General features: G+C 47.5%; 15 protein-coding genes and 1 other annotated feature. All 15 genes read left to right on the top strand.

Translation table 11 applies throughout. The features are described 5' to 3' along the window. Window positions 1-117: 117 nt before the first annotated feature. The 15 genes from sigH (at window position 118) to fusA (ending at window position 16,126) form a co-directional block, all read left to right on the top strand. Window positions 118-759 carry an RNA polymerase sporulation sigma factor SigH gene (gene sigH / locus ABIC15_RS14310; protein ID WP_354020976.1) on the top strand — a complete coding sequence of 214 codons (642 nt, stop codon included), beginning with the start codon at window positions 118-120 and terminating at the stop codon, window positions 757-759. A 157-nt stretch (window positions 760-916) separates the two neighbouring features. Continuing rightward, a complete protein-coding gene (gene rpmG, locus ABIC15_RS14305; RefSeq protein ID WP_012368993.1) occupies window positions 917-1,063 on the top strand; it encodes a 50S ribosomal protein L33 in 147 nt (48 codons plus the stop codon). A gap of 44 nt (window positions 1,064-1,107) precedes the next feature. Then, window positions 1,108-1,278: a preprotein translocase subunit SecE gene (secE, locus tag ABIC15_RS14300; protein WP_012368994.1), complete on the top strand. Its 171-nt coding sequence runs from the start codon at window positions 1,108-1,110 to the stop codon at window positions 1,276-1,278. 19 nt (window positions 1,279-1,297) lie between these two features. Next, the gene (nusG, locus tag ABIC15_RS14295; protein ID WP_012368995.1) at window positions 1,298-1,849 is read left to right on the top strand and encodes a transcription termination/antitermination protein NusG; all 552 of its coding nucleotides are present in this window, start codon (window positions 1,298-1,300) and stop codon (window positions 1,847-1,849) included. A gap of 149 nt (window positions 1,850-1,998) precedes the next feature. Then, complete coding sequence (gene rplK, locus ABIC15_RS14290) at window positions 1,999-2,424, top strand: 50S ribosomal protein L11 (RefSeq protein WP_012368996.1); 426 nt, start codon at window positions 1,999-2,001, stop codon at window positions 2,422-2,424. Between the two features lie 116 nt (window positions 2,425-2,540). After that, window positions 2,541-3,227 (top strand): 50S ribosomal protein L1, encoded by a 687-nt coding sequence (gene rplA, locus ABIC15_RS14285; RefSeq protein ID WP_012368997.1) that lies wholly within the window; start codon window positions 2,541-2,543, stop codon window positions 3,225-3,227. A 54-nt stretch (window positions 3,228-3,281) separates the two neighbouring features. Continuing rightward, window positions 3,282-3,436: a sequence feature (ribosomal protein L10 leader region), on the top strand. A 50-nt stretch (window positions 3,437-3,486) separates the two neighbouring features. Further along, the gene (rplJ, locus tag ABIC15_RS14280; protein WP_012368998.1) at window positions 3,487-3,993 is read left to right on the top strand and encodes a 50S ribosomal protein L10; all 507 of its coding nucleotides are present in this window, start codon (window positions 3,487-3,489) and stop codon (window positions 3,991-3,993) included. A gap of 76 nt (window positions 3,994-4,069) precedes the next feature. Continuing rightward, window positions 4,070-4,435: a 50S ribosomal protein L7/L12 gene (gene rplL / locus ABIC15_RS14275; protein ID WP_012368999.1), complete on the top strand. Its 366-nt coding sequence runs from the start codon at window positions 4,070-4,072 to the stop codon at window positions 4,433-4,435. Between the two features lie 83 nt (window positions 4,436-4,518). Beyond that, on the top strand, window positions 4,519-5,115 hold the full coding sequence (locus ABIC15_RS14270) for a class I SAM-dependent methyltransferase (protein ID WP_318930437.1): 597 nt from the start codon (window positions 4,519-4,521) through the stop codon (window positions 5,113-5,115). Between the two features lie 230 nt (window positions 5,116-5,345). Further along, window positions 5,346-8,903, top strand: a complete 3,558-nt coding sequence (rpoB, locus tag ABIC15_RS14265; RefSeq protein ID WP_214767216.1) for a DNA-directed RNA polymerase subunit beta — start codon at window positions 5,346-5,348, stop codon at window positions 8,901-8,903. A 20-nt stretch (window positions 8,904-8,923) separates the two neighbouring features. Then, window positions 8,924-12,523, top strand: coding sequence for a DNA-directed RNA polymerase subunit beta' (gene rpoC, locus ABIC15_RS14260; RefSeq protein WP_012369002.1), 3,600 nt, complete (start codon window positions 8,924-8,926; stop codon window positions 12,521-12,523). Between the two features lie 80 nt (window positions 12,524-12,603). Then, window positions 12,604-12,855 carry a ribosomal L7Ae/L30e/S12e/Gadd45 family protein gene (locus tag ABIC15_RS14255; RefSeq protein WP_012369003.1) on the top strand — a complete coding sequence of 84 codons (252 nt, stop codon included), beginning with the start codon at window positions 12,604-12,606 and terminating at the stop codon, window positions 12,853-12,855. Between the two features lie 125 nt (window positions 12,856-12,980). Then, complete coding sequence (gene rpsL, locus ABIC15_RS14250) at window positions 12,981-13,403, top strand: 30S ribosomal protein S12 (RefSeq protein WP_012369004.1); 423 nt, start codon at window positions 12,981-12,983, stop codon at window positions 13,401-13,403. Window positions 13,404-13,452: 49 nt separating this feature from the next. Beyond that, a complete protein-coding gene (gene rpsG / locus ABIC15_RS14245) occupies window positions 13,453-13,923 on the top strand; it encodes a 30S ribosomal protein S7 (RefSeq protein ID WP_012369005.1) in 471 nt (156 codons plus the stop codon). A 124-nt stretch (window positions 13,924-14,047) separates the two neighbouring features. Beyond that, on the top strand, window positions 14,048-16,126 hold the full coding sequence (fusA, locus tag ABIC15_RS14240; RefSeq protein ID WP_012369006.1) for an elongation factor G: 2,079 nt from the start codon (window positions 14,048-14,050) through the stop codon (window positions 16,124-16,126). The last annotated feature ends 70 nt before the right edge of the window (window positions 16,127-16,196 follow it).

The raw sequence follows: 16,196 nt of genomic DNA, 5'->3' as shown, positions 1-16,196 counted from the left end.
CGGTCATTCCAGGAACAAAAAAGAGGTCATGCCAATTTTCATTGTCGCAGGGCAGGAAATTATTGTATAATTAGAAACAATCGATTAGTTTGTTAGAGAAGCTTGGAGGGATGACGGATGAGTTTGGTTTCGTTCGACCAGTTTGAGTGCATGACCGATGAGGCGCTTGTGGAACAGGCGAAGGTATTTGACAACAGTGATGCGCTCGAATTTCTGATCGAGCGGTATCGGAACTTTGTGCGTGCAAAAGCACGGTCTTACTTTTTGATCGGAGCGGACCGCGAAGATATCATCCAAGAAGGCATGATTGGTCTGTATAAGGCAGTCCGGGATTATCGGACGGATAAGCTGGCTTCCTTTAAAGGGTTTGCTGAACTGTGTATTACCCGGCAGATGATTACGGCGATTAAAACCGCGACACGTCAAAAACATATCCCGCTTAATTCATACATTTCGCTTGATAAACCGATTTACGATGATGAGTCGGAACGGACGTTGCTCGATATCATTACATCGACCGCCCCGTCGGATCCGCAAGTGTTGATCGTCAACCGGGAAGAGTATGCGGATATCGAAAGCAAGATGGATGAGATTCTCAGTGATCTGGAACGCAAGGTGCTTGCGCTTTATCTCGACGGAAGAACCTATCAAGAAATTTCCGACGATCTCGATCGTCATATCAAGTCCATCGATAATGCCCTTCAACGCGTAAAGAAAAAGCTGGAACGGTATCTAGAAGCGCGAAAACTGACGGTCTGATCGAGAGGTGGATTGACCCCGGTATCCGGGTGTGCTACTGTATAAATAGCGCCTTACTAGCGAGACGCCGCTCATAGGCGTTTTTTTTTACGCTCTTTTTTGGAGAGAGGGTTCTCTTCTTGAAGAGAAGGAGTGGCAAAGAAGGAGGTCGTTTGAGATGGCGAAGAAAGTAGGCCTTGCTTGTGATATTTGCGGTGCCCGCGACTACACGACGATGAAAAAAGAGGATGTCAGCATCCGCTTGGAACTGAAGAAGTTCTGTCGCCGCTGTAACGCGCATACGATTCATAAAGAAGCGAAATAAGGCTTCATCTGTCCCCATTTAATACATCCTGGAGGGAAAGTACGATGAAATTTTTGCGTGACGTATGGAATGAACTGAAAAAGACGAGCTGGCCAAAACGAAAAGAACTGACGAAGTATACACTGACTGTAATCGGTATGGTCATTTTTATGGGTGTCTTCATCTTCGGTGTCGATTCAGGGCTCAGCGCATTCATGAGTTGGTTGATTAAGTAAAAAGAAGAGGTGACGTACCATGGATAAGCAGTGGTTTGTTGTCCAGACGTACTCTGGATTCGAAAATAACGTCAAGGCAAATCTTGAACGTCGGATTGAATCTATGAACATGGACGAGAAAATCTTCCGTGTACTCGTTCCAATCGAAACGGTACAGGAAGAAGTAACAAACAAAAAAGGTGAAACGAAAATCAAGGAACGTGAAATCAAGATCTTCCCGGGGTATGTCCTCGTCGAGATGGTCATGACGGATGATTCTTGGTATGTCGTCCGTAACACACCGAACGTCACGGGATTCCTCGGTTCGGTCGGCGGCGGTTCGAAACCGACACCACTTCTTCCTGAAGAAGCAGAAAACATTCTCGGATCAATGGGACTTGTCGACATGAAGAGTCGTTATGACTTTACAATGGGACAAATCGTACGGATCAAAGAAGGTGTCTTTGCGAACCTGGAAGGTACGATCGAAGAGCTTGAAACAGAAGCTGAAAAAATGAAAGTTTCTGTCGATATGTTCGGTCGTGAAACGAAAGTAGAGCTCGATTTCTCACAAGTTGAGAAGATTGACTAAGTTTCCTATTGCGAAACTTTTATTTTAATGGTACAATTTTTCCTGTTTGATGTTGTGCTTATTTCGGTAAATTACTCGTCGAATAGAATGAGTGGGAGGACGCGCAACGTCCAATTAAACCACATTAAAGAATTAAGGAGGTGTGTCTCGTGGCGAAGAAGGTTATGAAACTAGTTAAACTTCAAATTCCTGCGGGCAAAGCAAACCCAGCTCCACCAGTTGGACCGGCACTCGGTCAAGCAGGTGTGAACATCATGGGCTTCTGTAAAGAGTTCAACGCTCGTACACAAGACCAAGCCGGCTTGATTATTCCTGTAGTCATCACGGTTTTTGAAGATCGTTCATTTACGTTTATTACTAAAACTCCACCAGCAGCAGTTCTCTTGAAGAAAGCAGCTGGAATCGAGAGCGGTTCAGGCGAGCCTAACCGTAAGAAAGTAGCGACTGTCAAACGTGACAAAGTTCGCGAAATCGCTGAAACGAAAATGCCAGACCTCAACGCAGCATCTGTTGAAACAGCGATGTTGATGGTTGAAGGTACTGCACGTTCTATGGGTATCGTAATCGAAGACTGAGTCTTTTGATTGCAATGAACAACGATGAGGGTCGCAGGCGGATAGTTACTTGAAGCCTTGCTACCCTTTCATTATGTGGGAGGATTTTCCGCACAACCACAAAGGAGGAACCTAAAATGGGTAAGAAGTATAAAGAAGCTGCTAAACTTATCGATCGTACGGTTTCATACGAACTCGCTGAAGCTGTAGATTTGACTAAAAAGTCTGCAACTGCGAAATTCGATGAAACAATCGAACTTGCTGTTCGTCTCGGAGTCGATCCGAAGAAAGCAGATCAACAAATCCGTGGAGCAGTCGTATTGCCACACGGTACTGGTAAAACACAAAAAGTTCTCGTCTTTGCTAAAGGTGAGAAATTAAAAGAAGCGGAAGCTGCTGGAGCAGATTTCGCTGGTGATTCTGAGTACATCACTAAAATCCAACAAGGATGGTTCGACTTCGATGTTATCGTTGCGACACCTGACATGATGGGTGAAGTTGGTAAACTCGGCCGTGTTCTCGGACCTAAAGGCCTCATGCCTAACCCGAAAACAGGAACAGTTACATTTGACGTCACTAAAGCAATCAACGATATCAAAGCTGGTAAAGTTGAGTACCGTGTCGACAAATCTGGTAACATCCACGTTCCAGTCGGTAAAAAATCATTTGATGACGCTAAATTGGTTGAGAACATCAACACAGTCATCGAAACTCTCGTTAAAGTTAAACCAGCTACTGCTAAAGGTGTTTACCTTAAGAACATCGCGATCGCTTCTACAATGGGTCCTGGTGTAAAAGTATCTGCAGTTGACTTCGCGAAATAATTTCGTCTAAAACGAACTTGACAACGTTCTAAGAACGCTGTTACAGTATAAAACGTTGATATATTCGACATACCGTAGACAGAAGGTGCTCATCGATTGAGCATAAACCCTTCCGAGGTGTTCTTGCTCAGAGAGCCTGTTTGTTCAGGTATCCTTTTTGACGATTACGCCTCCTCTGCCTGGCAGACGGAGGCTTTTTATTTGAAATCGAGCAGCCCCTCGCGCCGGTACATTCCATTTACCAGGAGGTGCAACAGAAATGGCAAACGAAAAAGTTATCGCTGTCAAAGCGGATCTCGTATCTGAGATCGCTGAGAAAATGCAAGCGAGCGCTGGAACAATCGTCGTCGACTACCGTGGTCTCACAGTAGACGAAGTAACAGAACTTCGTAAACAACTCCGCGAAGCGGGTGTTGAATTCAAAGTTTACAAAAACGGTCTCCTCCGCCGTGCTGCAGTTCAAAGCAATCTTGAAGGTCTTGACGAAGTATTTACAGGTCCTACTGCGATCGCCTTCAGCAATGAAGACGTTATCGCTCCAGCTAAGATCTTAAACAACTTCTCGAAAGACCACAAAGCTCTTGAGCTTAAAGGTGGTATCATCGAAGGCAAAGTCACTTCAGTAGAAGATGTCAAAGCCCTTGCGGAACTTCCATCACGCGAAGGTCTCCTTTCGATGCTTCTCAGCGTGCTTCAAGCGCCAATCCGTGGTCTTGCGGTGGCAACGAACGCAATTGCAGAGCAAAAAGAAGAACAATCTGCTTAATGTCCGCTTAGCGGGATAGGCAAACACACAATTTTTCACACCCCAACGTGGGTTAAATCAAAGGAGGAAAACCATAATGGCTTTCAACAAAGAGCAATTTATCGAAGACCTCAAGGGCATGACTGTTCTTGAACTTAACGAACTCGTAAAAACAATCGAAGAAGAATTCGGCGTATCAGCAGCAGCTCCAGTAGCAGCAGCAGGTGCAGGCGCAGCAGCAGCTGAAGAGCAAACTGAATTCGACGTAATCCTTACTAGCGCAGGTTCTGGTAAAATCAACGTCATCAAAGCAGTTCGCGAATTGACAGGCCTCGGTCTTAAAGAAGCGAAAGCACTCGTTGACGGAACTCCAGCTCCAGTTAAAGAAGGCGTTTCGAAAGAAGACGCTGACGCAATCAAAGCTAAGCTTGAAGAAGCTGGCGCAAGCGTAGAAGTTAAGTAATTTTCTTCTTCACGTAAAACAAAAGAAGCTCGCTTTGCGGGCTTCTTTTGTTTTCAACTTTAATATAGAGAGGGGAAGGAAACATGGCAGATCATTATTACACAAATGATCCCTCCTCGAAACGGGATCCAAAGTCGTGGGAATTCGTTTTACGTGGTGAAACGTTCCGCTTCACTTCGGATCATGGAGTGTTTTCAAAGGGTGGCGTTGATTTCGGTTCGCGACTATTAATTGAAGCCTTTGTGGAGCCGGATGTACCGGGTGCCATCCTGGATGTCGGATGCGGATACGGTCCGATGGGGATTTCGCTTGCGAAAACGACCGGACGGGAAGCAGTTTTAGTAGATGTAAACGAGCGGGCGCTTGAGCTTGCGGCTGACAATGCACGTGCGAATGGTGTTTCCGTGACGACCGGTGTAAGTGACGGATATGCTGGCGTGGTTGGACAGACGTTTGCAGCGATCGTGACGAATCCACCGATTCGGGCCGGGAAGACGGTTGTTCACCGGATTTTACGGGAAGCGTATGACCATCTGGATGTCGGCGGCGCTTTATGGGTCGTCATTCAAAAGAAACAAGGCGGGCCATCGGCAAAGAAGTTGATGGAAGAAGTGTTCGGTTCATGTGAGACCGTCACCCGCGATAAAGGGTATTCAATATTTAAATCAATTCGGTCTTGACAAATCGAGTGATTTGTCGTTGACCTTGTCTAATGTCTATGATAGTATTATAAAATGCCATTGGAGTGATTTTTGGATAAGCAGTTTGAAGCAGCTGGCGTTCTCGACTACAGATGATTGAGTAGACAAGACGTCGCTTTTTTGCGCTTATCGGTCAAAAAATGGCTTCAATGTTCGATATTACACCCGTCCTTCTCAAGAAGAAGAACTGGGTCTGAGAGGTGAATCAGTTGACTGGTCAACTTGTTCAGTACGGTCGTCACCGTCAGAGAAGAAGCTATGCACGTATCAGCGAAGTTCTAGAACTTCCAAACCTTATTGAGATTCAAACGAATTCATACGAATGGTTCCTGCGGGAAGGTCTTCGTGAGATGTTTCATGATATCTCGCCGATTTCTGACTTTACGGGAAATCTCGTATTAGAATTCATCGACTACTCGCTCGGAGAGCCGAAGTATTCGATTGATGAATCAAAAGAGCGCGATGTGACCTATTCAGCACCACTACGCGTAAAAGTCCGTCTTCAAAACAAAGAGACGGGTGAATTGAAGGAACAAGAAGTATTTATGGGTGACTTCCCGCTTATGACGGAGTCGGGAACATTCATTATTAATGGTGCGGAACGAGTTATCGTTTCCCAGCTTGTTCGTTCGCCAAGTGTGTATTACAACAATAAGTTAGATAAAAACGGTAAACGTGGATTTTCGGCAACGGTCATCCCGAACCGTGGAGCATGGCTCGAACTTGAGACAGATGCGAAAGATATCGTATACGTCCGAATCGACCGCACGCGTAAGATTCCAGTAACGGTTCTTTTACGTGCTCTTGGTTTCGGTACGGATCAGGAAATCATCGATCTCCTTGGAGATGATGAGTACCTCCGTAACTCCCTTGAAAAAGATAATACAGAAACAACGGAAAAAGCCCTCATCGAGATTTATGAGCGTCTGCGTCCGGGAGAGCCACCGACTGTCGAAAATGCGAAAGCACTTCTCGTGTCACGGTTCTTTGACCCGAAACGTTATGATTTGGCAAACGTTGGTCGTTATAAAATCAATAAGAAGCTTCATCTGAAGAATCGTCTGTTCGGGCAAAAACTGGCGGAAACGCTTGTTGATCCGGAAACAGGCGAAGTAATCGCAGAAGAAGGAACAGTTCTTGACCGTCGTATGCTCGACAAAGTCTTGCCATTCCTTGAAGGGTCTGTCGGTTACATCGAAGCGACGCCAACTGGCGGAGTAACGCAAGGCGAAGCCTTCAACTTACAATCGATCAAGGTGTTCGCACCGGACGATGCTGAAGGTGAACGCATCATCAATATCATCGGTAACGGTAACATCGATCGTGACATCAAGCACATCACGCCTGCTGACATGATTGCTGCGATCAACTATTTCTTCAACTTGTTGCATGAAGTAGGAACGACAGACGATATCGACCACCTCGGTAACCGTCGTCTCCGTTCAGTCGGTGAATTGCTCCAAAACCAGTTCCGGATCGGGCTTTCCCGTATGGAGCGTGTCGTTAAGGAGCGAATGTCGATTCAAGACCAGAATGCGATCACGCCGCAGGCATTGATCAACATTCGTCCTGTTATCGCATCGATTAAAGAGTTCTTCGGTAGCTCGCAGTTATCACAGTTCATGGACCAAACGAACCCGCTTGCTGAGTTGACGCACAAACGTCGTCTATCTGCACTCGGACCCGGTGGTCTTACACGTGAGCGCGCTGGCTTTGAAGTTCGAGATGTTCACTACTCGCACTATTCCCGTATGTGTCCAATCGAAACGCCGGAGGGTCCGAACATCGGGCTGATCAACTCACTGTCTTCGTTCGCGAAAGTCAATGAGTATGGTTTCATCGAAGCGCCATACCGTCGTGTCGATCCGGAAACGGGTGTCGTCACGAATGAAATTCACTACATGACGGCCGACGAAGAGGATCTCTACGTCGTCGCACAGGCAAACATGTTGTTGACGGAAGAGAAGACGTTCCAAGATACACACGTCTTGTCACGTTTCCGCGGACAAAACTTGTCTGTCGAACCAGCTCGTGTCGATTACATGGATGTTTCACCGAAACAGGTTGTTTCGGCAGCGACGGCATGTATCCCGTTCTTAGAGAACGATGACTCGAACCGTGCCCTCATGGGAGCGAACATGCAACGTCAGGCCGTACCTCTTCTTGATCCGGAATCACCAATCGTTGGTACCGGTATGGAGTACGTGTCTGCAAAAGACTCAGGGGCTGCCGTTGTTGCAAAACATTCAGGTATCGCTGAGCGTGTAACGGCACGTGAAATCCTTGTCCGTCGTACGACGGAAGTCGATGGCAACATCGTTCAAGGTGAGCTTGACCGTTACAAGATCCAAAAATTCATCCGTTCTAACCAAGGAACGTGCTATAACCAAAAACCAATCATCAAAGTAGGAGATCCTGTCGATAAAGGCGAGATTCTTGCAGATGGTCCATCGATGGACGGTGGGGAACTTGCGCTTGGTCGTAACGTACTCGTCGGTTTCATGACATGGGATGGTTACAACTACGAGGATGCTGTCATCATGAGCGAACGTCTCGTGAAAGACGACGTCTACACGTCGATCCACATTGAAGAGTATGAGTGTGAATCACGTGATACAAAACTCGGACCGGAAGAGATCACGCGTGACATTCCGAACGTCGGCGACGACGCCCTGAAAAACCTCGACGACCGCGGAATCATCCGTGTCGGTGCTGAAGTAAAAGACGGGGATATCCTAGTCGGTAAAGTTACACCTAAGGGCGTAACGGAATTGACGGCTGAAGAACGCCTGCTTCATGCAATCTTCGGTGAAAAAGCACGTGAAGTCCGTGATACGTCACTTCGTGTTCCACACGGCGGCGACGGCATCATCCTTGACGTGAAAATCTTCGATCGTGATAACGGCGACGAACTGTCACCTGGTGTCAACCAGTTGATCCGTGCGTACATCGTTCAGAAGCGTAAGATTCACGAAGGAGATAAAATGGCTGGACGTCACGGTAACAAAGGTGTTATCTCACGTATCCTGCCAGAAGAAGACATGCCGTACATGCCAGACGGCACACCAATCGACATCATGTTGAACCCACTTGGTGTACCATCGCGGATGAACATCGGGCAGTTGCTCGAGCTTCACCTTGGTATGGCTGCACGCCAACTCGGAATCAAAGTCGCATCACCGGTATTCGATGGTGCACGTGAGGAAGATGTTTGGGCAACGATTGAAGAAGCCGGTATGGACCGCGACGCTAAAACGATCCTGTATGATGGACGTTCTGGTGAAGCCTTCGATAACCGCATCTCGGTTGGTGTCATGTATATGATCAAACTCGCCCACATGGTCGATGATAAACTTCACGCACGTTCGACGGGTCCTTACTCGCTCGTTACGCAGCAGCCGCTCGGTGGTAAAGCCCAGTTCGGTGGACAGCGTTTCGGTGAGATGGAAGTATGGGCACTTGAAGCATACGGTGCCGCTTATACGCTCCAAGAAATCCTGACAATTAAATCCGATGATACAATCGGTCGTGTTAAAGCATATGAAGCGATCGTTAAAGGCGAAAATGTACCACAACCGGGCGTGCCGGAATCGTTCCGAGTCCTCATTAAAGAGCTTCAATCCCTTGGTATGGATGTTAAGATGATGTCTGCCGAAGATGAAGAGATCGAAATGAAAGACGACGACGAGGACAACATCCCGAACGCGACTCCAGCACTCGAAGAAGTTCAAGCGCCTGTCGCACCAGTTGTTACTGAAGAGGAATAAGCGAAAGGGAGGTCCACCCCTTGGTAGATGTTAATAGATTTGAATATATGAAAATCGGCCTCGCTTCCCCTGAAAAGATCCGTTCGTGGTCTTTCGGGGAAGTGAAGAAGCCGGAAACGATCAACTATCGTACGCTCAAGCCAGAGAAAGACGGCTTGTTCTGTGAACGGATTTTTGGTCCGACCAAAGACTGGGAATGTTACTGCGGAAAATACAAACGGATCCGTTATAAAGGAATCATTTGTGACCGTTGTGGCGTTGAAGTAACGAAGTCGAAAGTCCGTCGTGAGCGCATGGGTCACATTGAACTTGCAGCACCGGTTTCGCACATCTGGTACTTTAAAGGAATCCCAAGTCGTATGGGTCTCGTCCTTGATATGTCACCGCGCGCACTCGAAGAGATCATCTACTTCGCGTCGTACGTCGTGACAGATCCGGGCGAATCGACACTCGAGAAAAAACAACTTCTTTCAGAAAAAGAGTACCGCGCTTACCGCGAGAAATTCGGTAGTTCGTTTACCGCTGAAATGGGTGCGGAAGCTGTTCGTAAATTGCTCCGTGACGTTGAACTCGAAAAAGAAGTAGCCGGTTTACGTGAAGATCTTCGAATGATTCAAGGCCAACGTCGTACACGTGCGATCAAACGTCTTGAAGTTCTCGATGCTTTCCGTAACTCAGGAAACAACCCGGAGTGGATGGTTCTGGAAGTACTTCCTGTCATCCCGCCGGAACTCCGTCCGATGGTCCAGCTTGATGGTGGACGTTTCGCGACATCTGACTTAAACGACTTATACCGTCGTGTCATCAACCGTAACAACCGTCTCAAGCGTCTTCTTGACCTTGGCGCTCCGAACATCATCGTTCAGAATGAAAAACGGATGTTGCAAGAAGCGGTCGATGCCTTGATCGATAACGGTCGTCGCGGTCGTCCGGTTACTGGACCGGGTAACCGTCCATTGAAATCTCTTTCGCACATGCTGAAAGGGAAACAAGGACGTTTCCGTCAAAACTTACTCGGTAAACGAGTCGACTATTCTGGTCGTTCGGTTATCGTCGTTGGTCCAAACCTGAAGATGTATCAATGTGGTCTTCCGAAAGAAATGGCGCTTGAACTCTTCAAACCGTTTGTCATGAAAGAGCTTGTCTCACGTGGCATCGCACCGAACATCAAGAGTGCAAAACGGAAAATTGAACGTGTTCAACCTGAAATTTGGGACGTATTAGAAGAAGTCATTCGTGAGCACCCGGTTCTCTTGAACCGTGCCCCGACGCTTCACCGTCTCGGTATCCAGGCGTTCGAACCGACACTCGTCGAAGGTCGCGCGATTCGTCTTCACCCGCTCGTATGTACGGCTTACAACGCCGATTTCGATGGTGACCAAATGGCGGTTCACGTACCACTTTCAGCAGAAGCACAAGCAGAAGCACGTCTTCTCATGCTCGCTGCACAAAACATCTTGAACCCGAAAGACGGTAAGCCTGTTGTTACACCATCGCAGGATATGGTCCTCGGTAACTACTACCTGACGCTTGAGCGCGAAAACGCAATCGGCGAAGGTAAAATCTTCTCGACAGTGAACGAAGCGTTGATTGCCTACCAAAATGGGTATGTTCACTTCCACACACGTGTTGCGATTCCAGCCGGCGTTCTGAAGAACCCGACATTCACGGAAGCACAAAACGAGAAATTATTGGTTACGACGGTCGGTAAGTTGATCTTTAACGAGATCCTCCCAACGACGTTCCCATACTTGAATGAACCATCGATGAACAATCTGCAGGAAGCAACGCCTGATCAGTACTTCCTTGAAAAAGGAACGGACATCGCGGCTGAAATTAAGAGCCGTCCGATCATCGAACCATTCAAAAAAGGATTCCTCGGAAATGTCATCGCGGAAGTCTTCAAGCGTTTTGAAACGACTGAAACAAGCCGCATGCTTGACCGAATGAAAAACCTTGGTTTCAAACACTCGACACGTGCGGGTATTACGGTTGGTATCGCTGATATCATCGTACTTCCGGATAAACAGGAAATCCTGGTCGAGGCACAAGATAATGTTGACCGCGTTATGAAATCGTACCGTCGTGGTCTCATCACGGAAGAAGAGCGCTATGAGCGTGTCGTTAAATCGTGGAATGACGCGAAGGATGAAATTCAGTCTCGTCTGATGAAATCCCTCAACCGTTTGAACCCGATCTTCATGATGAGTGACTCCGGTGCCCGTGGTAACGCGTCAAACTTTACGCAGCTTGCAGGGATGCGTGGACTCATGGCCGCTCCAAGTGGACGGATCATCGAGCTCCCGATCAAATCTTCGTTCCGTGAGGGTCTGACGGTTCAGGAATACTTCATCTCGACGCACGGTGCCCGTAAAGGTCTTGCCGATACAGCCTTGAAGACTGCCGATTCAGGTTACCTGACTCGTCGTCTCGTTGACGTCGCGCAAGATGTTATCATTCGTGAAGATGATTGTGGTACGGATCGTGGTATCCGCGTCACAGCACTCCGCGAAGGAACGGAAGAAATCGAAAACCTCTACGACCGCCTTGTCGGCCGTACGGCGTTCGAAAAAGTCGTTCACCCGGAAACAGGAGCAGTCCTCGTTTCAACAAACGAACTCATCGACGAAGATATCGCGCGTGCCATTACGGATGCAGGCATCGACAACGTTGAGATTCGTACAGCCTTCACTTGTAATACAAGTCACGGCGTCTGTAAGAAATGTTACGGACGTAACCTTGCGACTGGTAACGACGTCGAAGTCGGCGAAGCAGTCGGAATCATCGCGGCACAATCAATCGGTGAGCCAGGAACGCAGCTTACAATGCGTACCTTCCACACAGGTGGGGTTGCCGGAGACGATATCACACAAGGTCTCCCGCGTATCCAGGAGTTGTTCGAGGCCCGTAACCCGAAAGGTCAAGCGGTCATCTCGGAAATCGATGGACAAGTCATCGACTTTACGGAGTCGCGTGATAAGCGTGAGTTGACGATTCAAGGTCTGAGCGAAACACGGACATACACGATTCCTTTCGGATCACGTCTTCGTGTTCAACTCGGTGAAGAAGTCAAAGCCGGACAAGTGTTCACGGAAGGTTCAATCGACCCGAAAGAACTCTTGAACGTCAAAGGTGTATCAGGCGTACAGAACTATCTTCTTCAAGAAGTTCAAAAAGTATACCGGATGCAAGGGGTTGAGATCGGTGACAAGCACGTCGAGGTCATGGTACGTCAGATGATCCGTCGCGTCCGCGTCATCGAGTCTGGTGAGACATCACTCTTACCAGGTTCGCTAGTCGATATCAGCACATTCAAAGAAGCATGTAAAGAAGCGCTCCGTGCCGGTAAAGCACTCGCTTCGGCTAAACCAGTTCTCCTCGGTATTACAAAAGCGTCGCTTGAGACGGATTCGTTCCTATCAGCTGCTTCGTTCCAGGAAACTACTCGTGTCCTTACGGATGCGGCGATTAAAGGGAAGAGCGACTACCTTCGCGGCTTGAAAGAGAACGTTATTATCGGTAAACTTGTTCCAGCTGGTACAGGAATGACACGTTACCGTCAAATCGGTCTCGAGATCGCAGGCGAAGCACCTGTAGAAGCAGATTCTCCTGTAGAATAAAACGCCTTGACACGCCGGTATGGCGGTGCTACTATGATATAGTGTTGCCAACCGGCTGTGTTATTTTGGAGGATATCTTCATGTCTTACAAAAAAGTAGTCGGCGCAGATTTGAAGTTTGTCGGTCAAAAGCAAACGCTCAAAGCATTGCGATCTGGCAAGGCGTCGGAAGTGATCATCGCAGATGACGCAGATGAACACGTAAAGCAAGCATTGCTCGATGCGGCGAAACAAGCAAACGTTCCAGTCGTGAACGTTCCTTCTAAGCTTGAGCTTGGTAAGGCTTGTGGAATCGACGTTGCAGCAACTGCTGTTGCTATTAAGAAAGTTTGATAATACGTTTTGTGTGGCGATGGAATGCCTGAGCCACGCAAAACGTTTCATTATGACTTTCGATGAACCACCCGGCTCGGTGGTTTTGAAACTTGTCATGAATTCAGGAAGGGAGGATCTCAAAGATGCCTACTATCAACCAATTAGTCCGTAAAGGACGTCAATCAAAAGTTGTGAAATCAGATTCGCCAGCGCTGAACAAAGGGTACAACAGCTTTATCAAAGCTCGTACTGACATCAGCTCACCACAAAAACGTGGTGTTTGTACTCGTGTAGGTACAATGACTCCGAAGAAACCGAACTCGGCTCTTCGTAAGTACGCACGTGTGCGTTTAACGAACACAATGGAAGTAACAGCTTACATCCCAGGTATCGGCCACAACTTGCAAGAACACAGTGTTGTTCTTATTCGCGGCGGTCGCGTAAAAGACTTACCAGGGGTACGTTACCACATCGTTCGTGGTGCACTCGATACAGCTGGAGTTGACGGCCGTATGCAAGGTCGTTCGAAATATGGTACTAAACGTCCAAAAGCAGCAAAAAAATAATCTAGATATCAGAAGATATCACCTCACTATATGAAAGGAGGGACTCGGAATGCCACGTAAAGGTCAAGTAGAACGCCGTGATGTAATGGCTGATCCGATCTACAACTCTAAACTCGTTACCCGCCTTATCAACCGTCTTATGTTAGATGGTAAAAAAGGTACTGCTCAACAAATCTTATACAAAGCTTTTGAAGCTATCGCTGAACGTTCAGGTCGCGATGCAATGGAAGTTTTTGAAGAGGCGATGAACAACATCATGCCAGTTCTTGAAGTTAAAGCACGCCGCGTAGGTGGAGCTAACTATCAAGTTCCTGTCGAAGTCCGCCCTGAGCGCCGTACGACACTTGCACTTCGTTACCTCGTGAACTACTCACGTCTCCGTAACGAAAAAACAATGGATGCTCGTCTTGCTAACGAAATCATGGACGCTGCAAACAACACTGGTGCTTCAGTTAAGAAGCGCGAAGATATGCACAAAATGGCGGAAGCGAACAAAGCGTTTGCTCACTACCGCTGGTAAAACCGGAATTAACCACCTCATCTATGCCATTTTGTATGGAAATATGAGGTGGCTTTCGGGTATAGTCATGACGTGTGGCAAAGCACGGACACTAAACTAAAATGCGAAAGGAGAATGTTTAAAGATGGCAAGAGAATTCTCCCTTAAGAACACCCGTAATATCGGGATCATGGCCCACATCGATGCTGGTAAAACAACAACGACTGAGCGTATCCTCTATTACACGGGTCGTATCCACAAGATTGGTGAAACGCACGAAGGTGCTTCACAAATGGACTGGATGGAGCAAGAGCAAGAGCGTGGAATCACGATTACATCTGCAGCAACAACTGCACAATGGAAAGGTAACCGCGTAAACATCATCGATACACCTGGACACGTAGACTTCACTGTTGAAGTTGAACGTTCACTCCGTGTACTTGATGGTGCGGTAGCAGTACTTGATGCTCAGTCTGGTGTTGAGCCACAAACTGAGACAGTATGGCGCCAAGCTACAACTTACGGCGTACCACGTATCGTTTTCGTTAACAAAATGGATAAAATCGGTGCAGACTTCCTGTACTCGGTTGGAACGCTTCGCGACCGCCTTCAAGCTAACGCACACGCAATCCAAATCCCAATCGGCGCAGAAGATGAATTCAAAGGAATCATCGATCTCGTTGAAAAGAAAACATACATGTACGGTAACGACCTCGGTACTGATATCGAAGAAACTGAAGGTTTCCCTGCAGAATTCGCAGAAGAAGCTGAAGAACTTCGTGCATCATTAATCGAAGCAGTTGCAGATTACGAAGAAGAAATGATGATGAAATACCTCGAGGGCGAGGAAATCACAATTGAAGAGCTTAAAGCGGGTATCCGTAAAGCGACTCTTACAGTTGATTTCTACCCAGTTCTCGTTGGTTCGGCATTCAAGAACAAAGGTGTTCAGCTTATGCTTGACGCAGTCCTTGACTACCTCCCATCACCAGTCGACGTAAAAGCAATCACAGGGATTAACATGGATACAGATGAAGAGATCGTTCGTGAGTCAACTGACGAAGCGCCATTCTCTGCACTTGCATTCAAAGTTATGACTGACCCGTATGTTGGTAAATTGACGTTCTTCCGTGTGTACTCTGGTACAGCTTCGGCAGGATCTTATGTCAAGAACTCAACAAAAGGGAAACGTGAGCGTCTCGGACGTATCCTTCAAATGCACGCGAACAGCCGTGAGGAGATCCCAATGGTCTTCGCTGGTGACATCGCAGCAGCTGTAGGTCTTAAAGATACTACTACTGGAGATACGCTTTGTGCAGAGAAAGACAACGTCGTTCTCGAATCAATGACATTCCCAGAACCAGTTATCTCGGTCGCGATCGAACCAAAAACGAAAGCTGACCAAGATAAAATGGGTCAAGCACTCGCTAAGCTTGCTGAAGAGGATCCAACTTTCCGCACTGAAACTAACCCAGAGACTGGTCAAACGATCATCTCAGGTATGGGTGAGCTTCACCTCGACATCATCGTTGACCGTATGCGTCGCGAGTTCAAAGTCGAAGCAAACGTTGGTGCTCCACAAGTAGCTTACCGTGAAACGATCCGCCAATCGGCGAAAATCGATTCTAAGTTTGCTCGTCAATCAGGTGGTCGTGGTCAGTATGGTCACGTCGTCGTAGAATTCGAGCCAAACGAAGAAGGTGCTGGCTTTGAGTTCAACAACAAAATCGTCGGTGGTGTTGTTCCACGTGAATACATCCCAGCGGTTGAACACGGAATCGAAGAAGCGCTTCAAAACGGTATCCTTGCTGGTTATCCAGTAGTTGACGTTAAAGCGGCACTCGTTTTCGGATCGTACCACGATGTCGACTCGAACGAGATGGCATTTAAAATCGCGGCTTCAATGGCCGTCAAACAACTTAAAGATAAGAGCGGCGCTGTTATCCTTGAGCCAATGATGAAAGTTGAAATCGTTATCCCAGATGAATACATGGGAGACATCATGGGTGATGTTACATCACGCCGTGGACGCGTCGAAGGTATGGAAGCTCGCGGGAACGCTCAAGTCGTTCGTTCGATGATTCCACTTTCAGAGATGTTCGGTTACGCTACTGGTCTTCGTTCACGCACACAAGGTCGCGGAACGTACTCGATGCACTTCGATCACTACGAAGAAGTACCGAAATCAGTTGCTGAAGAAATTATCAAAAAAGCAAACGGCTAATCCTTCACAGGTTGTCACGCTTTTATGATTAGTGTAAGCTAAGGAAGGTGTACGTTATTCGACGATTCAC

This window comes from Exiguobacterium sp. PvP048, assembly GCF_040549175.1.
Lineage (GTDB): Bacteria > Bacillota > Bacilli > Exiguobacteriales > Exiguobacteriaceae > Exiguobacterium_A > Exiguobacterium_A artemiae.
This window is presented reverse-complemented; position numbering and strand designations above follow the sequence as displayed.